Source organism: Legionella drancourtii LLAP12 (assembly GCF_000162755.2).
GTDB lineage: Bacteria > Pseudomonadota > Gammaproteobacteria > Legionellales > Legionellaceae > Legionella > Legionella drancourtii.
Genome location: NZ_JH413848.1, coordinates 5,122 through 23,416, shown reverse-complemented (window position 1 = coordinate 23,416; position 18,295 = coordinate 5,122). Strand labels below are relative to the sequence as shown.

Sequence of the window (18,295 nt, the reverse complement as noted above, 5' to 3'; positions counted from 1 at the left end):
CATTTATTTTGCAAACAAGGATGGATTTGTGCGATTTACAGAATTGATACTTAATTTTGCGCAATTTTGTAGGGTCTGCTGACAGCGCATTGAAAAAATATCGTCTTGTAATTCACGCTTATGGCATAATTAATCCCACCAATAGATAAAAGGATAAAGACAATGAAGAACGCTGTAGTGTTATTATCTGGAGGATTAGATTCAACTACCTGTTTGGCTTTAGCTAAAGCCAAAGGTTTTGCCTGCTACGCCATGAGCTTTTCTTATGGACAAAGGCATACTGCTGAATTAAGTGCCGCCACCCGCATTGCCCAACATTATGCAGTCAAAGAACATAAAATAGTCACCTTGGATACCCAATTATTTCGCAATTCTGCCTTAACTGATGCCTCTATGGCAGTCCCCGATTTTCAAGAAAGCGCTGAAATTCCCATAACCTATGTTCCCGCGCGCAACACCATTTTCTTGTCCATGGCCTTAGGCTTTGCCGAATCGATAGGGGCGCGTGATATCTATATAGGCGCCAGCTCCGTAGATTATTCGCATTATCCCGATTGTCGCCCTGAATTTATTGCCGCATTTCAGACTTTAGCTAATTTAGCAACAAAAGCCGGGGTAAGCGGCGATCCATTTACTATCCATGCGCCATTGCAACATTTAAGTAAAGTCAAAACCATTGAATTAGGATTAAGTTTAGGGGTGGATTACAGCCTGACGGTTTCCTGTTATCAAGCAAATGATGCCGGAGAAGCCTGTGGCCAATGTGACAGTTGTACCTTTAGGAAGCGTGGTTTTGCTAATGCGGGCGTAGCAGATCCTACTTTATACAAATAACCTCATAAAATTGAATACTTTAAGGTCTGTTGTCATTTCGCTAAATGGGAGCAAGATAGTAGAACAGGCAACAGACCCTAATCAAAAATAAGTGGGAGATTACACTTTGCCGCATATACCCTTAAAAGTCATGCAAAACCACATCAATACATCATCATACAGGCATTAATCAGGGTTAATTTAATACAAAATGGTCGCACATTAATCCAAAACGCATGATTAATCAGCAAATTTACACTTTTGTTACAACATACTGAACATTTTTGGTTCACGGCTTACAAAATCATTGCTATGATTCGCCCGATGTTTATAACTTTGGAGAAAAGCATGGCTCTTAATTTTAAGAAAATTCTAATTGGTACAGTAGGTCTTTCTTTAGCGGCTAGTGCTGCTGTTGGTTTAACTTTATTCTTATGGCCTGCTGCTTTAGCTGCTGTTGCTGGCTTTAGTGTTTATGGTCTATCAATCGCCGGTATCGTTGGTGCAAACACACTGCTCCAAATTGGCGTTACTGCTGGTTTAGCGTTTGCTGCTACGTCTGTTGCTACTTCGTTTGCCGCAGCTTTTTTAAAGACCGCTTCTTGGATTATAGATGCATGCTTTAAATCTAAATCAGGTCCTCGGGACCCTCATCGTGAAGCGCGTTTAGAAGATACCGATGGCAACGGCGTTAACATGATGATTCAGTTAGGTGGCGCTTCAGTAACTGCTCAGACTAAAAAAGCAGAAGAGCCAACTCATTCTACTCTATTTGCTCCTAAAGCTTCAAATGACTCTTCAGTAGAGCCTAAAGCTACTAGCACATACACAATCTAAGCGAATTTAGTAATACCCGACGCGGCTTAGGCCGCGTTTTTTTACCCGCAAGACATTCCCAAGTTCTCATCACTTAGCTACAGCATTTAATTCCTAATTGCGTTATAATCAGCCGTTTTTACACATGCAGGTTCATCAGGTTGATGAGGAGTTTAATTAACATGTCAACAAACCACAAATTGATGGCTACAGAACGAAAAATGCTGGTTACCAGCGCTCTTCCCTATGCCAACGGACATTTACATCTTGGCCATTTAGTCGAACACATTCAAACCGACATCTGGGTGCGCACTCATAAAATGTCGGGAATTCAATGCATTAGTGTCTGTGGAGACGATGCACATGGTACGCCAATCATGTTGAAAGCCGAGCAAATGGGCATTACCCCCGAGGCCTTAACAACGGCAATCAAAATAAGCCACGAACAAGATTTTCAGGGTTTTGCCATCGATTATGATTGCTACCACACCACCCACTCCCCCGAAAACCAAGCCTTAGCATCCGCTATTTATGCAAAACTACAAGCTGGCGGTACTATTGTTAAAAAAACTATTCGCCAGGCCTATGATCCACTGAAAGAAATGTTTCTTCCTGATCGCTATGTCAAAGGAACCTGCCCTAAGTGCGGCGCAAAAGATCAATACGGCGATAATTGCGAAGTCTGTGGCGCAACCTATGCGCCTACCGACCTGATTGATGCCGTATCGGCCATTTCCGGTGCTAAGCCCATAGAAAAGGATTCAGAACATTATTTCTTTGATTTGCCACGCTTTGAGACTTTATTAAAGGAATGGACCCGCAATGGACATCTACAAACTGAAGTAGCCAATAAATTAGATGAATGGTTTGCCGCAGGCTTAAAACAATGGGATATTTCGCGTGACGCGCCCTATTTTGGTTTTCCAATTCCTGGTACTATCGGTAAGTATTTTTACGTCTGGCTGGATGCACCCATCGGTTATATGGCCAGCTTTAAAAAATACTGTGATGAACATGGCGTGTCTTTCGCTGAATTCTGGGATAAAGATTCTCAAGCTGAATTGTATCACTTTGTGGGCAAAGACATTGTCTATTTTCATGCCTTATTCTGGCCTGCTATGTTAGCTGCCAGTGACCATCGTCTGCCAACTGCGGTTTATACCCACGGCTTTTTAACCGTTGATGGTCAAAAAATGTCTAAATCACGCGGGACATTTCTTGAAGCACGTACCTATCTGGAACACTTAAATCCTGAATATTTACGCTACTATTATGCCGCTAAACTCAATGGTCGCGTTGATGATCTGGACTTAAATTTTGAAGATTTTACCAACAGAATCAATGCGGATCTCGTAGGTAAAGTAGTGAATATAGCCAGTCGTTGCGCCGGTTTTATCAATAAGCGTTTTGACAACCGCTTAAGCAGCAACTTAAGTGAGCCACAACTGTATACGGATCTGCTTAATATGCGTCCGACAATAATTGAAGCCTATGTCTCTCGCGATTATGCGCGTGCCATTCGCCTGATTATGGATTGCGCAGATAAAGTAAACCAATACATTGACACCCATAAGCCTTGGGTGCTAGCTAAAGAAGAAGGGCGTCTGGCGGAAGTACAAGATATTTGTACGATGGGAATTAATTTATTCCGTATTTTAATGACGTACTTAAAACCGGTGTTACCGCTAATGGCCCAAGCAGCAGAACACTTTTTAAATTGCCCCCCATTAACCTGGGAAGCCATCGATAGCCCTCTCTTAAACCACAGCCTTAATGCCTTCCAACCCTTAATGGTTCGCGTTGAAAAAGAAAAAATTGAAGCAATGCTCGCCCAATCCAAACAGGTGCATAATGGCTTCAGTTAAAGAAATCGATGCACTCTTGCCACAAACCCAATGTGGCGAATGTGACTATGCCGGTTGTTTGCCTTACGCTGAAGCCTTAGCGCAAGGTAGCGCTGCCATCAATAAATGCCCTCCGGGTGGAGTAGCTACGGTCAAAGCCTTAGGTGCTTTATTGCATATTGATACCACACCTTATGTGGATGAAGCCTTGGCTAAAACCCGCGCGCCTTCGGTCGCGGTGATTCGTGAAGCCGAATGTATTGGCTGTACCAAATGCATCAAAGCCTGTCCGGTAGATGCTATTATTGGCAGTGGCAAATTAATGCATGCGGTTATTGCCCATGAATGCACTGGTTGTGGCTTGTGCGTTGCTCCGTGTCCGGTAGATTGCATTGACATGGTGACCTTAGCTGCCCCAGATTATGATCAAGAGTTAGCTCGCCAACGCTTTAATGCCAAACAAACACGCTTATTACGTGATGAGCATGAACAGCAGCAAGCCTATCGCGAAAAACGGCTTTTGGCACTGCAATCTGCCAATCAAGCTCAGGATATCAAAGCCAAGCAAGATTATATTCAACAAGCTCTAGCACGGGTAAAAGCGAAAAAAACGCATGAATAAACAAGAAAGACGTGAAATTTTTATGCGTTTTCGCGCACAAAATCCTCATCCAACGACGGAATTGATTTATCATTCGGCCTTTGAGTTATTAATTGCGGTGATTCTTTCGGCGCAAGCTACCGATGTCAGTGTAAATAAGGCAACCGCTAAATTATTTCCGGTAGCCAATACCCCTCAGGCTATTTTGGATTTGGGCATAGTGCAATTGAAAGAATACATTAAATCAATCGGTCTTTATAATAGTAAGGCAGAAAATATAATAAAAACCTGTGCCTTACTGCTCCAAAATTATCACGGAGAAGTACCCAACCAGCGGGATGCTTTGGAATCCTTGCCCGGTGTAGGACGTAAAACTGCAAATGTCGTCTTGAATACGGCCTTTGGTCAACCCACTATGGCCGTGGATACACATATATTTCGCGTAGCCAACCGCACGGGTATTGCTACCGGCAAAACACCTTTAGCCGCTGAATTGGGTTTATTAAAAAATATTGAGCCTGAGTTTTTACACGATGCACATCATTGGTTAATTTTACATGGACGCTATGTTTGTACTGCAAGAAATCCACAATGCCGTACCTGCATTATTCGCGATCTTTGTGAATTTAAAGATAAAAATTTGCTTTAGTGTACTATTTTAGCCATTTAAATAATAACCACAGGCCTTAATTTCTTCCCTATTTTCATTTTCGGTGAAACTTCTCTGTGCTTTATGCAAAAAAGTCTAGCATTCCTGATTTTTTACTCTTAAAATAAAAACTCGATGTTTCAGGGAGAAAATTATGGGATGGTGGTCATCGATAGAAAATGGAACTAAAGTTGTTGGCGAAACAATTAGTACTGCTGCTGCGTGGGCATGGAGTTGGACGTATAAGCCCTTAGCAACTACAACTACCTATGTTGCCAACACCGTAGTTTACCTACTCAAACAAGGCGTCGCCTTAAGAGAGGCAATTCCGGCACTTGCAGCCCCAGAATCTATAAAAATTCTTAAGGCAGCAGCTCACATCACCACCCACAGAATTATCCCGCTAATTGCCATAAACTCACTAAATGGCCTCTTGCTAAGCACGGTTCGCGATGGGCGTAGCGATGAAGCTGCCTCTTTGTTTGATAGCACCTTACTCTCCGCGACGACCCTGATTGATTGGGCTGTTTGGAGTTATACTGCCAGAGAAAGCGCGGCATTAGTAGTTGAAACATTGGCGCTGAGTACCGTAGGACCGGCTGCGTTTATGGCGCACAAAACCGCACTCCCCCTTGCGCCAGAAGATCCATGTGCCCTGGCCAAATGCACGAATAAACGCATCCTTAAAGGCACTTTTAAGCAACCCTTGCTCATATTTGGCAATGACTTTTTAACCTATTGGGTAAGCTCTCTGCCTCACGTTGGCTCACCACTCTCATTGATATTATCTGTCTATTTTTATGGTGATTATATTAGCCGCTCAGCCAATCCTCACTGCGAACGGCATCGAACCACCGATTCAGAATTATTATTGGCCTTAGGTTTATCATACACCGCAACAACCATGATCATGGAACGCTTTTTCGCAGCGACAATAGGTATGCCTCCGATGTTAGTCGGTAAAACACTGAATCACTTCTTACTTTTATGGCATATCAATACCGCCGCTCACATGGATATTCCCTATGTTGAATTAGGCAAAGGAACTATAACTATAGATCCTATCGCTGCTTATGAACTTATGAATAGCGTGATAACCGACATCGCTTTTGCAGGCATCATGGATAAAATGGCGAAAATATTTCATCCAGAACCCAATAAAACACCTATAGTTTCGATTTCATGGATATTACAATCATTAACCAGTGTATTAAAAAGTGATTTAGAAACAGAGCATTCCCCACAACCAGGATTCTTTAAAAAAGCTGCCAAAAAGGCGTTACCGCCGATATTTCGTAGCAGCAAAGATGCTGTACGCAATCCAGTCTTGAGTATTTTTTGGGTTGATCTGCAAAAACTGCTAGTGGAAATCTTATATTATGTAAGAAAATATGGCGGAAAACTAGAAACACTAACCAATAGCAATGTGCCAGTAGTCGCCGGCGCGGTGAAAAAGATTCTCCCCCAAGTGCTCTGGGTTGAATATGGTATTTCGGTAAAACTAAGCACATTTATGCTCAAATTATGTAAAGAGGAAGATTTTCACGATTTTCTATTAGCATTCAAACTATGGCTTGACCGCCATAAAGTACAAGAAAAACAAGAATTGGCTCCAGTGCATCCAAGCCAATTAACAAGTTTACATGAAGGAATGGGGCAAGCGCTATTTACGCAAACATCCGATGATAAAAAAACGTTAATTGAGGTGTCCCATCCATTGACCCCGAAAGCACAGCGAGTTAACGTGGATATATTAACGCCACGAACGAGAGAAACCTCAGGAAAAACCGAAGTACATCCAATGAGTCTTTTTAATCCCGAAAGACGTAAAAGATGGACTAAAGGAGGGGATATCAGTTCTAACAGCCAATCACCAGAGTTCAAATATGAATGATGTCGGGTTAAAAAAAGAGCTTTTAGTGCATAAAATAATTACAAACACTTGAATCTAGGCGTTTGCTTGCTATTTAAAACACAATAGTGCTATATTTACGCGCGAATTAGCTTAATTAAAGGCAATTATTGGCAAATAACCAATACATTTTATTATGAACATAATCATATTATGAAACACTCTTTGCCTTCACAACAATCACCTGGTTTTTTATTTCTGACAGTAAGTGTCATTATCTGTCTTACTTTATTAATCAATGTTGCATTTAAAATCATTATCCTGCACGGAATGATGTTTTCTGTTAATAGCTTAATTTGCCCATTAACTGCAGGTTTATATTTAGTCGCTTTACGCCGATGTACGGTTAAAGAACAACGTCATTTACTCAATATTTCATTAATGACGTTGTATACCTTTTGCATTGGCGTTTATATATCCATTAACTTGCCCGCCGCAGAATACATGCACGACAATCCCGTGTATCAAATAATTTTTGATGATATTCCCAAAAAATTCTTTGCCGTGACCATTGCCTTTGCACTTAGTTTTTACTTACCCCATCTCCTCGTATGTGCTAAAAACAGTACCCTTTTAGCCTCACCAAGACAGTGTATGCTTTTGGCATTGTTGGGTGGCTTAAGTTTTTTTACCCTGAATTTTTTTCTCTTGTTTTTAGGGACACACATCCATAATTTCTGCCAAATCATGATTGATTCCATGATGATTGCCTCTATCCTACTCCTTATTGTTGGTGCACTGTCCCTGACAATGTCCTTGAAAGACCAGACGCCATCATGTCCACTACGTGCTTATGAGCCTTTTCCTCTGTGCTATTATCTGATCTGCTTTGCCATAGTCATTATGCTTATCTGCTTAGCCTGCGAATACCGCATCGTCGCCTTTATTGGTCACAACCGCATCTTAGCAGTTAGTGCTCTATTTTTTCCGATTATCTTAATCATCAGCACCGTGGTTGGTGAGTTATGGGGCTACCGGGTAAACTTGAAATTTGGCTTGATCATTAGCGCAACACAATTCATCTTTGATAGCCTACTAATGGGCATAGTTGCCTTACCCTCACCTGAGTTTTTTAATTTAAATCCTTTTTACAGCTACATTATGCTGAGAAGATTACCGGCTGATTCGCTCACCTTATTAGCTACCTTCATGAGTAATGCCATGTTATTGCATTATCTAAAACAACAAAAGATACAACCCCAATACCGTATTTTAATTGCCAATATTTGTGCGAATTCCTTATTATGCTTGGTTGATTACAGCTTGCTGTATGGGGGAATTTATCCTTATGATCAGATCATTAATTTAGTGGTGAATGTTTGGCAATATAAATTCATTATGACCTTACTGTCATTGCCGCTAATCCTTAAATTATGTTCCTCGCTGGGGAGAAAGCAAGCTTTGGCTTTGCGGCATGAGTGAATAAATTCAGCTCCAAAAAAATAAATTTACTCCTTCTTCACTGGACGCTTCCACCCATAAATGGTTTTTTGTCGTGATTCAGTCAACGTAAGTTCATCAGCAGGAACATTTTTACGAATGGTACTACCAGCGCCAATAGTAGCATACGCACCGACAGTCACTGGAGCGATTAATTGGGAGTCGGAGCCAATAAAGGCACCATCCTCAATCACGGTCTGATGTTTATTAACGCCATCATAATTACACGTGATCGTACCTGCACCTACATTTACTTTTTTGCCTAAGCATACATCACCAAGATAACTCAAATGACTGGCTTTAGAGCCCTCATCAAATACCGCTTTTTTGGTTTCAACAAAGTTACCTATTTTACAATGCGCCGCCAATTGTGTTCCAGTTCTTAAACGTGCAAAAGGGCCAATGCGACAATCATTACCAATCTGGCACCCTTCTAACACACTCTGAGCATAAATTTCAGTACCGGCCCCTAAAGTCACATCGGTTAACACGCAATTAGGTTCGATAACACAACCATCACCAAGAACCACCTTACCGTGGAAGACACAATTCACATCAATGAACACATCTTTGCCACAAGTTAATTCGCCACGTACATCGATGCGCTGTGCATCAGCAATAGCAACACCCTGGCATAACAAGCGCTCTGCTTCACGTACCTGCCATACACGTTCCAATTGCTGTAATTGCAAACGATTATTAACACCTTGAATCTCAGCAACATCCTGGGTAGCCAAAGAAGTAATTGCAGTTTGACTTGCTACGGCTAAGGCAATAATTTCCGTTAAATAATACTCATTTTGCGCATTATTATTGCTTAATTGCGGTAGCCATTTAGCCAAAGCAGCCGCGCGTGCACAGCAAATACCCGTATAAATTTCTTTTACATTCTTTTCTTGCTCATTTGCATCTTTTTCTTCTACAATGCTAGAAACTTTACCTTGATTGTCTCTAATTATACGGCCAAGGCCCGTAGGATCTTCAAGGTTGGCGACTAAAAGTGCCAAAACAGATTGATGACCATCTACTGTTTTGCTACATTCAATTAACGATTGTAGGGTGTTTACGTGGATAAGAGGTACATCTGCGGATAAGACCAAAACCTGTGCTTGGGGTGGGATAAACGGCAAGGCTTGCATTACTGCATGCCCAGTGCCCAATTGTTCTGCTTGATGGACCCAATGCACAGACAAGTCAGGGAGTGATTTCTTTAGTTGTTCACCACCATGACCATAAATAACATGAATTGCATCAGGATTTAGTTGCTGCGCAGTTTCCACTACGCGTACTAACATTGGCTTCCCAGCAATTGTGTGCAGTACTTTGGGAATATGGGAATGCATTCTTTTGCCTTGTCCTGCAGCTAAAATGATAATGTGTAAATTCATAAGATTTGTTATTTCCTAGATTAAAAACAATAACAGGTATGCGATTAAGCAGTCTGCCTTAGTATGATGAATAAAGTAAATACGGGTATGATAAAATAATTGCAGTTCAAGGAGTAGAGCGATGACTATATTTGTTAAAACATCTCAAGAATTGATCGAACGCGTGTTAATAAAATCAATTGAAGATTCTATTGCTGATGATAAAAACGTGCTTTACAGTTGGTGGCGAGATACGAGTATTTCCGAAGAACAGCGAAAGGTAACTCGTGATTTACAAAAAATCATTGCTGCTTTTTTAAATAAAGAAAGCGATAAACATAGTTTAGAAGCATTAAAAAAAATAATGAGTCAAGTCGATACAGAGGTTGAGGATTATCGCAAAAAACATAAATGGGACAGAGGCCATCTTAATGCAACACTAACCGGGATAAATTCAAACCTGGATCGCTTTTATAATAAAATTAGTGCATTAGGGATTAATCCTGTCGACTCAGTCGACGATGCCCAGGGCGGCAAAAAAAGCTTTTCTCTGGTAGATGTCGTAGACGATGATGACCCCTTTAATATCCTTTGCGCTTATGCCGTCTATTATTTAGGTGAGCATATTCTTTGCCCCCCTGAAGATGGTGTTTTTATTAAAATAGCCAATTCAGTTTCCAGTTGTATTTCCAAATCTTCAGCCATAGAAGTCAGAGCCCAAAAAGAAAACTGTCTAATTAATCATATTCTTGCTTGTAAGAAAAAAATAGATGGCCTAGATAAAGAAGGAGACGACTATCAAGTATTACGCAGAACATTTGTCATTGAGGAAATAAATGCCATTCTTCGCGATAATACGATGATTTGTGAAGAATCAAAACCAATTAGTACCATTCCGGTGCAGTTAACTGCATTTGCCGTAGCGCGAATTAAAGCCCCTGGCATGAAGCCTAGCCGTGGACGACTAAAAGTCGCGATGGAAAATGCGCTGGAAGAAATTGGCGAGGTAGTTGCACCACATCAACATTCAGTAGCAACTATTTAATACGCCTCACTTAGTGTTGTAAGCTGGACAGTAAAGCCTGTGAGTTCCACAGTTTTTATAATTGTTTGCGTTAATTCCAAATCAGTCGTCCCGTGGCGTATCCGCAGAAGCCAGAATCATCTAGCTATTGTATCGGTGTATCAGCACAGCGAAATCAGGGAATTCGCTGTGCTGATACACCGGCTACTATCCAATATCTCATGAGCTTCTTATGCAAACCGATTTGAAATTATTTGCTCAAGCAGATAACTCCCCACACAGATTTGTTTCCATCTGCAGCTTTATTTGCGCTGTATCTAGTTTTTTACTTAATAAATAGAGTAACTTGCAATGAGCGGCTTCAGGCGTCATATCATGGCCACTGATAAGGCCGGCTTGTTTCAAGGTATGTCCGGTCGCATATTGGTTCATCTCCACCCGTCCCTGTTGGCATTGGGTGCAATTAATAATAATCACCCCACGAGCACACGCTTCTTTAAGCAAACTTAAAAAACGCGGCTCATTATTTTGCGCATTACCCGCGCCATACGTCTCCAAAATTAAACCACATAAAGGCTGGTTTAAAATATAGGCCAATACCTCAGAGGCAAAACCAGGAAATAGGCGAAAATTGGCAATAAATTGTGGTTCTATGGTTTGTAAATGAAACGGTTGGGTTGGTGCTGGCAAAGAAAGATGGTGATCAAGCTTAATGTCAATGCCAATTGAGGCCAAATGCGGATAATTAGGCGAATCAAAAGCGGCAAAACCTTGGGCGCTCATTTTTTGTGAGCGATTACCACGCAACAAGCGCTGATTAAAATAAATACATACCTCACGGATGGGCTGATGTATGCACAACCAGAGGGATGTCACAATATTATCAATCGCATCATTACGTACTTCGGATAAAGGGATTTGTGAACCCGTGATAATCACTGGTTTCGCTAAGTTCTCCAGCATAAAGGATAATGCAGAAGCAGTATATGCCATGGTATCCGTGCCATGAAACACGATAAAACCATCAAAATGCGCGTATTGATCGGCAATATCGTTAGCGATACGATTCCAATCACTCACAGTCATATTTGACGAATCCAATAAAGGGAGATATTCCTTAATAGTAAAGTCAGGCATATCCTGATGTTTGAGCAGCGGTATTTGCTCTAAAGCCGCAGCGACATAGCCCGGAGCAGGTTCATAGCCATTTGCCGTTTTGATGCAACTAATCGTGCCGCCGGTATTAATAATTAAAATACGTTTTTTCATGTGACCTAAAATTAGAGTAATTGTCCTAATTATATAACTATAGCAGCCATGGCGAAAGCAATATGCTCATCCTGCTGCGTAACCTTCTGCTTGCGGCACATCGACGCCCACCAAGATAATTTGATTTTTTTTAATAATAATTACGGATTTAATTGCCAAGGTCTTGCACTTTATGGAAAAATCAAGGTATTAGCGGTTTAATCTAAACAGTGACATCATGGTGATTGATCGTGCCGGTTATCGGTTGAACGTAGGTATTATCCTCGTCAACGAACAAAACAGAGTTTTTTGGGGCAGAAGAAGCGGGCATGATGCTTGGCAATTTCCCCAGGGTGGGCTCGCAGCAGGCGAAACGTCAATACAGGCGATGTTTCGCGAATTACATGAAGAAGTAGGATTGGATAAGGAAGATGTCGAAGTCATCGGCTCAACAAAACGCTGGCTTAAATACAGACTCCCGAAACAATACCTTCGTCATGGCAGCGAGCCTTTAGTTATTGGCCAAAAACAAAAATGGTTTTTGCTCAAACTGGTTGCCAGTGAGCAAAAGGTAAAACTGGATTTGAGCGATTCGCCAGAGTTCGATAGCTGGCGTTGGATCGATTTTCATGAGCCAGAGGGACAGGTCATCTTTTTTAAGCGCCAAGTCTACACGCAAGCGCTAAAAGAGCTCGAACCTTTATTAAAAAATCGCCGTACGCCATATGGCCTAAAACGGAAAAAGAGGTAATCATAGGCATCGATGCTCAAGGTACTTAAACGAATAGTTCAAGAAGTCACCGCAGCCCAGCATCTCTCAGAGGCGCTGGGTATTTTGGTGCAGCAAATTAATAAAGCCATTAATGCCGAGGCCGTTTCCGTTTACCTTATAGATACCAAACACGCTGAATACGTCCTCATTGCAACCGAAGGCTTAAACAAGCAAGCCGAGTTTCGCGTACGGATCTCCATCGACAGTGGCTTAATCGGTCAAGTTGGTCGCCGTGAAGAACCTATCAATCTGGAAAATGCCCCCTTGCATCCAGATTTTTACCATCACTCCTTACTCGGTGAAGAGCGTTTTAATGCATTTCTTGGTGTGCCCATTATTCAGCATCGCAAACTTTATGGCGTCTTAATTGTCCAACAAACCGAACAACGTTGTTTTGATGACACTGAAGAGTCATTTTTAATTACCTTAGCCGCGCAGCTTGGCGGCATTATTGCCCATGCCGAAGCTACCGGTGAATTGGCTGAATTGACCCAGCCCAAGCCCTTAGGTGGTGTCGATAAGGTTGATGCCACCCCCACAACCTTGGCAGGAATTGGCTCGGTTCCCGGGATCGGCATCGGTACTGCCGTCGTGGTTTACCCGCAAGCGGACATTGATGCCGTACCACGCCATCCAGTAGAAACGCTTGAAGAGGAAGTGGAGACGTTTTACGAAGCTCTGGAAGCAACCAGAGACGACATGCAACGTTTAGGCCGGCGCATGAAGGCCATTGTCGCGGAAGAAGAACACGCCTTATTTGATGTGTATTTACGTATTCTGGATAAAGACAGCTTAGGTATTGAAGTAGAACACGTGATTCGTGAAGAAAAAATTAGTGCGCAGGCAGCATTAGCGATGGTCATTAAAAAACACGTGGCACAATTCGAGAGCATGGAGGATTCTTATCTGCGTGAACGTGCCAGTGATTTTCGCGATCTAGGTCGTCGCGTTTTAGCGGCTCTACAGTGGTCACAACATGAAGAAATCGTCTATCCCAAACGCACTATTTTGGTTGGTGACGAAGTCACCGCAGCCGCACTTGCTGAAGTACCTGAAGGGTGCTTGGTCGGGGTAATCTCCGCAAAGGGCTCTAATAATTCGCATGTCGCTATTTTAGCGCGAGCCCTCGGCGTTCCCACGGTCATGGGCGTTCGTGGCTTAAAACTAGAATTTGTTTCGCGACGCGCCCTTATTGTTGATGGCTATTACGGCCAGGTTCACGTCTCCCCCTCTAAAGCCGTCTTGAGCGAATTTAAACTTTTAGAGCAAGAACAACAGGCATTAAACCAAAGCTTAGTCAGTTTACGGGATAAACCCGCAGAGACTACTGACAGCTATAAAATTTCGCTGCAAGTAAACACCGGTTTGGCGATGGATGCAGGCTTATCGATGAGTGTGGGCGCTGAGGGCGTGGGTTTATATCGCTCCGAAGTACCCTTTATGAGCCGCGATCAATTTCCTTCCGAAGATGAACAAACAATTATCTATCGCCAAACGTTAAAAGCATTCGCCCCGCGTCCGGTGACGATGCGCACGCTAGATATAGGTGGCGATAAAGTCCTGCCCTATTTCCCGGTAGAAGAAGATAATCCTTATTTAGGTTGGCGTGGGATACGCATCACCCTGGATCATCCCGATGTATTCCTCATGCAGGTACGCGCCATGATGCGTGCCAGTGAAGAATTAAATAATTTACGCATTATGTTGCCAATGGTCACCAATTTGAGTGAAGTAGAAGAAGCAACGTACCTTATTGAGCAGGCTTTTGCCGAATTATTGGAAGAAGGCTGCCTTATTGAAAAACCCAAATTGGGCGTAATGATTGAAGTTCCTGCTGCCGCCTATTTGGCGCGTGAAATTGCCAAACGCGTCGATTTTATTTCTGTAGGCAGCAATGATTTGACACAATATCTCCTGGCCGTGGATCGCAATAATGCCCGAGTTGCTGCACTTTATGATGCCATGCATCCTGCCATGTTGCGCGTGCTGCTCAAAGTAGTTGAGGGCGGTCATGCTGCCGGCGTTGAAGTCAGTATCTGTGGCGAAATGGCCAGTGATCCCCTTGCCGTTATTTTATTAATTGCTATGGGTTTTGATACCCTCAGCATGAACTCAGCGAGTTTACCACGAGTAAAATGGGTCATTCGTAATTTTGCTATTGCTAATGCCCGCAAAATTTTGGCGGAGGTATTGGAGTTTGAACATCCAGCAGAAATACGCCTGCATTTAGAAAAAGCCTTAGAAGCCGAAGGCTTAGGAAGCTTAATCCGCGCAGGCAAATCGTTATGATAACTGCAGCACTGATTCTCCATGGCATGATTTATGCTTTCATCGGCGCCTTTGCTGGCCTGATGGCCGGTATTTTAGGTATCGGTGGGGGCTTGGTAGTTGTCCCAGGCCTACTTTTTGTTTTTCAGAAAACGCAAATAATTCCCATGGCAATCGCGATGCATGTCGCCGCCGGCACGTCCTTAGCGGTGATGATCATTACCTCGCAGGCCTCATTAAGAGCGCATTATCAACTGGGAGATATTCGTTGGTCGGTCTATAATAGGCTTTGGCCAGGAATAATTATTGGCACTATTTCAGGAGCCATAGCCGCACAATGGGTGCCTACTTATTGGCTGCAAATTATCTTCGCATTTTTTTTACTGGGTGTCGCTCTAAAAATGCTCATGGATGCCAAGATTACTCATAGTGAAAAGTCCCCTAAACCTTGGATTAACCATCTGGTCAGTTTTTTTATTGGCTTTAAATCCGGCCTTTTAGGTATTGGTGGCGGCCTATTAATCATTCCGTATCTGATCTATTGTGGGGTTGAGATACGAAAAATCGCGGCCGTATCTAGTTTATGCACCCTGACGGTAGCGCTTATCGGTTCCATGGTGTTTATGGTTACCGGCTATCATGAAACTGTGGCAATCCCCTATACGACAGGCTATGTCTATTGGCCGGCGGTGTTATTGGTCGCGACCTTCAGTAGCGTGACCGCCCCTATTGGCGCTAAATTAAATTACATAGTCCCAGTGCAGCAATTAAAATATGGGTTTATCGTCATCTTAGTATTAACCGCACTAAAGATGCTCTTTTAAAAAGGAACTTAACGCCTTATGTTCATCTATCCTTATATTGATCCAGTCGCTTTTTCCTTAGGTCCCATTCAAGTACATTGGTATGGTCTAATGTACTTGATCGGCTTTGTCAGCGCCTGGCTGCTTGCCCATTGGCGAGTGAAACACTATCAATTAACCTGGACTTCAGAGCAAATCAGCGATCTGATTTTTTACGCAGCTCTTGGCGTAATTATTGGCGGACGCGTCGGTTATATGCTTTTTTACAACCTACCAGAATTCATCCATGCACCATGGAGTTTATTTAAAATATGGGAAGGCGGCATGTCCTTTCATGGCGGCTTGCTTGGTGTATTGGTGGCACTATGGATTTTCAGCCGCCGCTACCACAAAGCCTTCTGGGAAGTGGGGGATTTTGTCGCCCCCTTGGTACCGCTTGGTTTAGGAGCTGGGCGTATCGGTAATTTCATCAATGGTGAATTATGGGGACGGGTGACTGACATGCCTTGGGGTATGGTGTACCCTCATGTCGATGAGCAACCGCGTCATCCATCAGAACTTTATGAATTCGGTTTAGAAGGCGTCGGGCTCTTTATACTCGTGTGGTGTTATGCCCGCAAACCACGACCAGTTGGTCGCGTATCCGCTGTATTCTTAATCGGCTACGCTGCATGTCGTTTCATTGCTGAATGTTTTCGCCAACCAGACCCTCAATTGGGTTATATTGCCTTTGGTTGGCTAACTATGGGTCAAATTTTATCGATTCCCATGCTATTATTAGGGCTTTGGTTATGGTGGGCTAAGCGATGAACACGTATTTGCACTTATTAAAGCATATTTTACAACAAGGTACAGAAAAAACGGATCGCACCGGAACAGGAACTTTATCCGTTTTTGGTTATCAAATGCGTTTTGATTTACGCCAGGGCTTTCCCTTGGTAACCACGAAAAAATTACATATGCGCAGTATCGTGCATGAATTGCTCTGGTTTTTAAAAGGGGATACCAATATTGCCTACTTAAAAGAAAATGGCGTTTCCATTTGGGATGAGTGGGCGGATAACAATGGTAATTTGGGCCCGGTGTATGGTAAGCAATGGCGCAATTGGCCAACTGCTGATGGACGTCATATAGATCAACTCAGCGCGGTAGTTGCGCAAATTAAAAATAATCCTGATTCACGCCGTTTACTGGTTAGTGCCTGGAATGTCGGTGAGTTAGAACAAATGGCCTTAATGCCCTGCCATGCCTTGTTTCAATTTTATGTAGCGAATAATACGCTTTCCTGTCAATTATACCAACGTTCTGCGGATGTGTTTTTAGGCGTGCCTTTTAATATCGCATCCTATGCCCTGCTAACCCATATGGTAGCACAACAGTGCAACCTTGAGGTCGGAGATTTTATTTGGACCGGCGGCGATTGCCATTTATACCTTAATCATTTAGAACAAGCCCGCACCCAATTACAACGTGAACCATTGCCTTTAGCGACGCTAAATATCCAGCGTAAGCCCGCGTCCTTATTTGAGTACGTTTATGATGATTTTGAATTCGCCAACTATCAATCTCATCCAGCCATTAAAGCACCGATTGCTGTTTAGCCCCTCTCACGGCGATCAGCATTAGGTGTCAAGCTAAGGAAAAATCCTCTGTCTACTTCCTGCGGCTTGTCCGTGGGATCCTGGAAGCTCGTTCCAGAGCAAGCGCCCCTAGATCCCGCAGACAAGCCGCGGAACGAAGGAAAAGAATTAAAAAGAACCTGCTAACATAACCCCACTTTATGCAAAAAAACCTTATCCATTAAATACACATCGTTGAAAAATTATCAATTAAGCAGCCCCACCGCGCCCCTTATTGCGCCTATTTTCAAGTAGTTTTCCAAGTTGACGCATTCCTTTTTTAGCAGGTTTATCTTGAGGTAGTACTGTTTTTTGCTCTTTATCAGGAATAGTTCTTTTGCGGTCTTTCATTGGGGCTCCTTTTCTAGAAGCTCCTTGCTCGATGCTTCTTAGAATAACTTGATTTTATTTGCACTAAAAATTGAACAAAACAAAAATCATCTATTAGGCAATAAACGGCTCTTGGCCGCATAAACCACGCTCATCATTCATGCTGTAGTTCTCTGCCATCATCTTCTTGTAAATATAGTAAACAAAGAAACAAATCTCTAGCTAAATCGCGAGATATAGATATATATAAGAGAAGAACCAGTTACATAATTTTTTTATATACACTATCCTTTACTATAACGTACTATAACGAGCTATTTAGATACAAAAAATACAGAGATGGCTTATTCTCTGGCTGACTTGATAAGGACTTCTTCATGCAGTCTATAACTCTAATAACAAAAAAAAACAATAATATTGAATCATCCATGCTTTACTAATTTAACCGAAACGGAAGGCTCTGAATTAGTAAATCTTTTTATAGAAAAAGAACTTGCAGCAGGGCAAGACATTGTCAGACAAAATGAATTAATCAATAGTATTTATTTCATCGCCAAGGGCAAAGCGGAAGTACAGCGTAGTGAACTAATCAATAAACAGGAACAAACAGAGATTCTATCCACCTTAACGGAGGGTGAAGCAATAGGGTTAAGCAATCTTGGTTTTTACTCAAAGACGGGTAGACGAACAGCAACCGTTACTGCAATTACCGATATTTTACTGCTCACCATTAAACTTAAAGTTCTGCAAGAATTTTTAAATGAGTACCCCCATATCAATGAATTCATG

Annotated in this window: 17 protein-coding genes; 14 read left to right on the top strand and 3 right to left on the bottom strand. The window is 42.4% G+C overall.

Features of this window, described 5'->3' with window-relative positions; all coding sequences use genetic code 11:
- The first annotated feature begins 153 nt into the window (after positions 1 to 153).
- The 7 genes from queC to LDG_RS16235 all read left to right on the top strand — a co-directional run bounded on the left by queC (position 154) and on the right by LDG_RS16235 (position 8,057).
- Positions 154 to 834: a 7-cyano-7-deazaguanine synthase QueC gene (gene queC, locus LDG_RS16265; RefSeq protein WP_267878852.1), complete on the top strand. Its 681-nt coding sequence runs from the start codon at positions 154 to 156 to the stop codon at positions 832 to 834.
- A 327-nt stretch (positions 835 to 1,161) separates the two neighbouring features.
- Positions 1,162 to 1,650 carry a hypothetical protein gene (locus tag LDG_RS18715; protein ID WP_006872542.1) on the top strand — a complete coding sequence of 163 codons (489 nt, stop codon included), beginning with the start codon at positions 1,162 to 1,164 and terminating at the stop codon, positions 1,648 to 1,650.
- A 182-nt stretch (positions 1,651 to 1,832) separates the two neighbouring features.
- Positions 1,833 to 3,494 carry a methionine--tRNA ligase gene (metG, locus tag LDG_RS16255; RefSeq protein WP_040536402.1) on the top strand — a complete coding sequence of 554 codons (1,662 nt, stop codon included), beginning with the start codon at positions 1,833 to 1,835 and terminating at the stop codon, positions 3,492 to 3,494.
- A complete protein-coding gene (locus tag LDG_RS16250) occupies positions 3,481 to 4,095 on the top strand; it encodes an RnfABCDGE type electron transport complex subunit B (RefSeq protein ID WP_006872540.1) in 615 nt (204 codons plus the stop codon). Before metG ends, LDG_RS16250 begins: the two co-directional genes overlap by 14 nt.
- Positions 4,088 to 4,723 carry an endonuclease III gene (nth, locus tag LDG_RS16245; protein WP_006872539.1) on the top strand — a complete coding sequence of 212 codons (636 nt, stop codon included), beginning with the start codon at positions 4,088 to 4,090 and terminating at the stop codon, positions 4,721 to 4,723. Before LDG_RS16250 ends, nth begins: the two co-directional genes overlap by 8 nt.
- 154 nt (positions 4,724 to 4,877) lie before the next feature.
- Complete coding sequence (locus LDG_RS16240) at positions 4,878 to 6,617, top strand: hypothetical protein (RefSeq protein ID WP_006872538.1); 1,740 nt, start codon at positions 4,878 to 4,880, stop codon at positions 6,615 to 6,617.
- 171 nt (positions 6,618 to 6,788) lie between these two features.
- Complete coding sequence (locus LDG_RS16235) at positions 6,789 to 8,057, top strand: VUT family protein (protein ID WP_006872537.1); 1,269 nt, start codon at positions 6,789 to 6,791, stop codon at positions 8,055 to 8,057.
- Positions 8,058 to 8,083: 26 nt separating this feature from the next.
- Here the strand turns inward: LDG_RS16235 and glmU are convergent, their stop codons facing one another.
- On the bottom strand, positions 8,084 to 9,463 hold the full coding sequence (glmU, locus tag LDG_RS16230) for a bifunctional UDP-N-acetylglucosamine diphosphorylase/glucosamine-1-phosphate N-acetyltransferase GlmU (protein ID WP_006872536.1): 1,380 nt from the start codon (positions 9,461 to 9,463) through the stop codon (positions 8,084 to 8,086).
- A 121-nt stretch (positions 9,464 to 9,584) separates the two neighbouring features.
- Here glmU and LDG_RS16225 point away from each other — a divergent pair, with 121 nt between their 5' ends.
- The gene (locus LDG_RS16225; protein ID WP_006872535.1) at positions 9,585 to 10,487 is read left to right on the top strand and encodes a hypothetical protein; all 903 of its coding nucleotides are present in this window, start codon (positions 9,585 to 9,587) and stop codon (positions 10,485 to 10,487) included.
- A gap of 237 nt (positions 10,488 to 10,724) precedes the next feature.
- Here LDG_RS16225 and ansA read toward each other — a convergent pair whose 3' ends face one another.
- Positions 10,725 to 11,735 (bottom strand): asparaginase, encoded by a 1,011-nt coding sequence (ansA, locus tag LDG_RS16220; protein ID WP_006872534.1) that lies wholly within the window; start codon positions 11,733 to 11,735, stop codon positions 10,725 to 10,727.
- A gap of 217 nt (positions 11,736 to 11,952) precedes the next feature.
- Between ansA and LDG_RS16215 the strand changes: the two genes are divergently transcribed.
- From LDG_RS16215 to thyA, 5 genes are read left to right on the top strand one after another with little or no spacing between them, the layout of a single operon-like run.
- Positions 11,953 to 12,465 carry an RNA pyrophosphohydrolase gene (locus LDG_RS16215; RefSeq protein ID WP_006872533.1) on the top strand — a complete coding sequence of 171 codons (513 nt, stop codon included), beginning with the start codon at positions 11,953 to 11,955 and terminating at the stop codon, positions 12,463 to 12,465.
- 12 nt (positions 12,466 to 12,477) lie between these two features.
- A complete protein-coding gene (ptsP, locus tag LDG_RS16210) occupies positions 12,478 to 14,775 on the top strand; it encodes a phosphoenolpyruvate--protein phosphotransferase (protein WP_006872532.1) in 2,298 nt (765 codons plus the stop codon).
- Positions 14,772 to 15,578 carry a sulfite exporter TauE/SafE family protein gene (locus LDG_RS16205; protein WP_006872531.1) on the top strand — a complete coding sequence of 269 codons (807 nt, stop codon included), beginning with the start codon at positions 14,772 to 14,774 and terminating at the stop codon, positions 15,576 to 15,578. The genes ptsP and LDG_RS16205 overlap by 4 nt, the downstream gene beginning before the upstream one ends.
- 18 nt (positions 15,579 to 15,596) lie before the next feature.
- Positions 15,597 to 16,367, top strand: a complete 771-nt coding sequence (gene lgt / locus LDG_RS16200) for a prolipoprotein diacylglyceryl transferase (RefSeq protein ID WP_006872530.1) — start codon at positions 15,597 to 15,599, stop codon at positions 16,365 to 16,367.
- Positions 16,364 to 17,158, top strand: a complete 795-nt coding sequence (thyA, locus tag LDG_RS16195; RefSeq protein ID WP_040536352.1) for a thymidylate synthase — start codon at positions 16,364 to 16,366, stop codon at positions 17,156 to 17,158. The genes lgt and thyA overlap by 4 nt, the downstream gene beginning before the upstream one ends.
- Positions 17,159 to 17,386: 228 nt before the next feature.
- Here thyA and LDG_RS19765 read toward each other — a convergent pair whose 3' ends face one another.
- Positions 17,387 to 17,527, bottom strand: coding sequence for a hypothetical protein (locus LDG_RS19765; protein ID WP_006872528.1), 141 nt, complete (start codon positions 17,525 to 17,527; stop codon positions 17,387 to 17,389).
- A gap of 396 nt (positions 17,528 to 17,923) precedes the next feature.
- On the opposite strand from LDG_RS19765, the gene LDG_RS16190 reads away from it, so the two are divergent.
- Positions 17,924 to 18,295 (top strand): cyclic nucleotide-binding domain-containing protein (locus LDG_RS16190; RefSeq protein ID WP_040536350.1); only part of this gene is annotated, 372 nt, incomplete at its 3' end.

Bases quoted from the DNA above. Each gene is read 5' to 3' on its own strand.
- thyA (WP_040536352.1), top strand. From the start codon at position 16,364: ATGAACACGTATTTGCACTTATTAAAGCATATTTTACAACAAGGTACA.
- lgt (WP_006872530.1), top strand. From the start codon at position 15,597: ATGTTCATCTATCCTTATATTGATCCAGTCGCTTTTTCCTTAGGTCCC.
- LDG_RS16250 (WP_006872540.1), top strand. From the start codon at position 3,481: ATGGCTTCAGTTAAAGAAATCGATGCACTCTTGCCACAAACCCAATGT.
- ansA (WP_006872534.1), bottom strand. From the start codon at position 11,735: ATGAAAAAACGTATTTTAATTATTAATACCGGCGGCACGATTAGTTGC.
- LDG_RS16225 (WP_006872535.1), top strand. From the start codon at position 9,585: ATGACTATATTTGTTAAAACATCTCAAGAATTGATCGAACGCGTGTTA.
- metG (WP_040536402.1), top strand. From the start codon at position 1,833: ATGGCTACAGAACGAAAAATGCTGGTTACCAGCGCTCTTCCCTATGCC.
- LDG_RS18715 (WP_006872542.1), top strand. From the start codon at position 1,162: ATGGCTCTTAATTTTAAGAAAATTCTAATTGGTACAGTAGGTCTTTCT.
- LDG_RS16235 (WP_006872537.1), top strand. From the start codon at position 6,789: ATGAAACACTCTTTGCCTTCACAACAATCACCTGGTTTTTTATTTCTG.
- glmU (WP_006872536.1), bottom strand. From the start codon at position 9,463: ATGAATTTACACATTATCATTTTAGCTGCAGGACAAGGCAAAAGAATG.
- LDG_RS16205 (WP_006872531.1), top strand. From the start codon at position 14,772: ATGATAACTGCAGCACTGATTCTCCATGGCATGATTTATGCTTTCATC.
- ptsP (WP_006872532.1), top strand. From the start codon at position 12,478: ATGCTCAAGGTACTTAAACGAATAGTTCAAGAAGTCACCGCAGCCCAG.
- LDG_RS16240 (WP_006872538.1), top strand. From the start codon at position 4,878: ATGGGATGGTGGTCATCGATAGAAAATGGAACTAAAGTTGTTGGCGAA.
- LDG_RS19765 (WP_006872528.1), bottom strand. From the start codon at position 17,527: ATGAAAGACCGCAAAAGAACTATTCCTGATAAAGAGCAAAAAACAGTA.
- LDG_RS16215 (WP_006872533.1), top strand. From the start codon at position 11,953: ATGGTGATTGATCGTGCCGGTTATCGGTTGAACGTAGGTATTATCCTC.
- nth (WP_006872539.1), top strand. From the start codon at position 4,088: ATGAATAAACAAGAAAGACGTGAAATTTTTATGCGTTTTCGCGCACAA.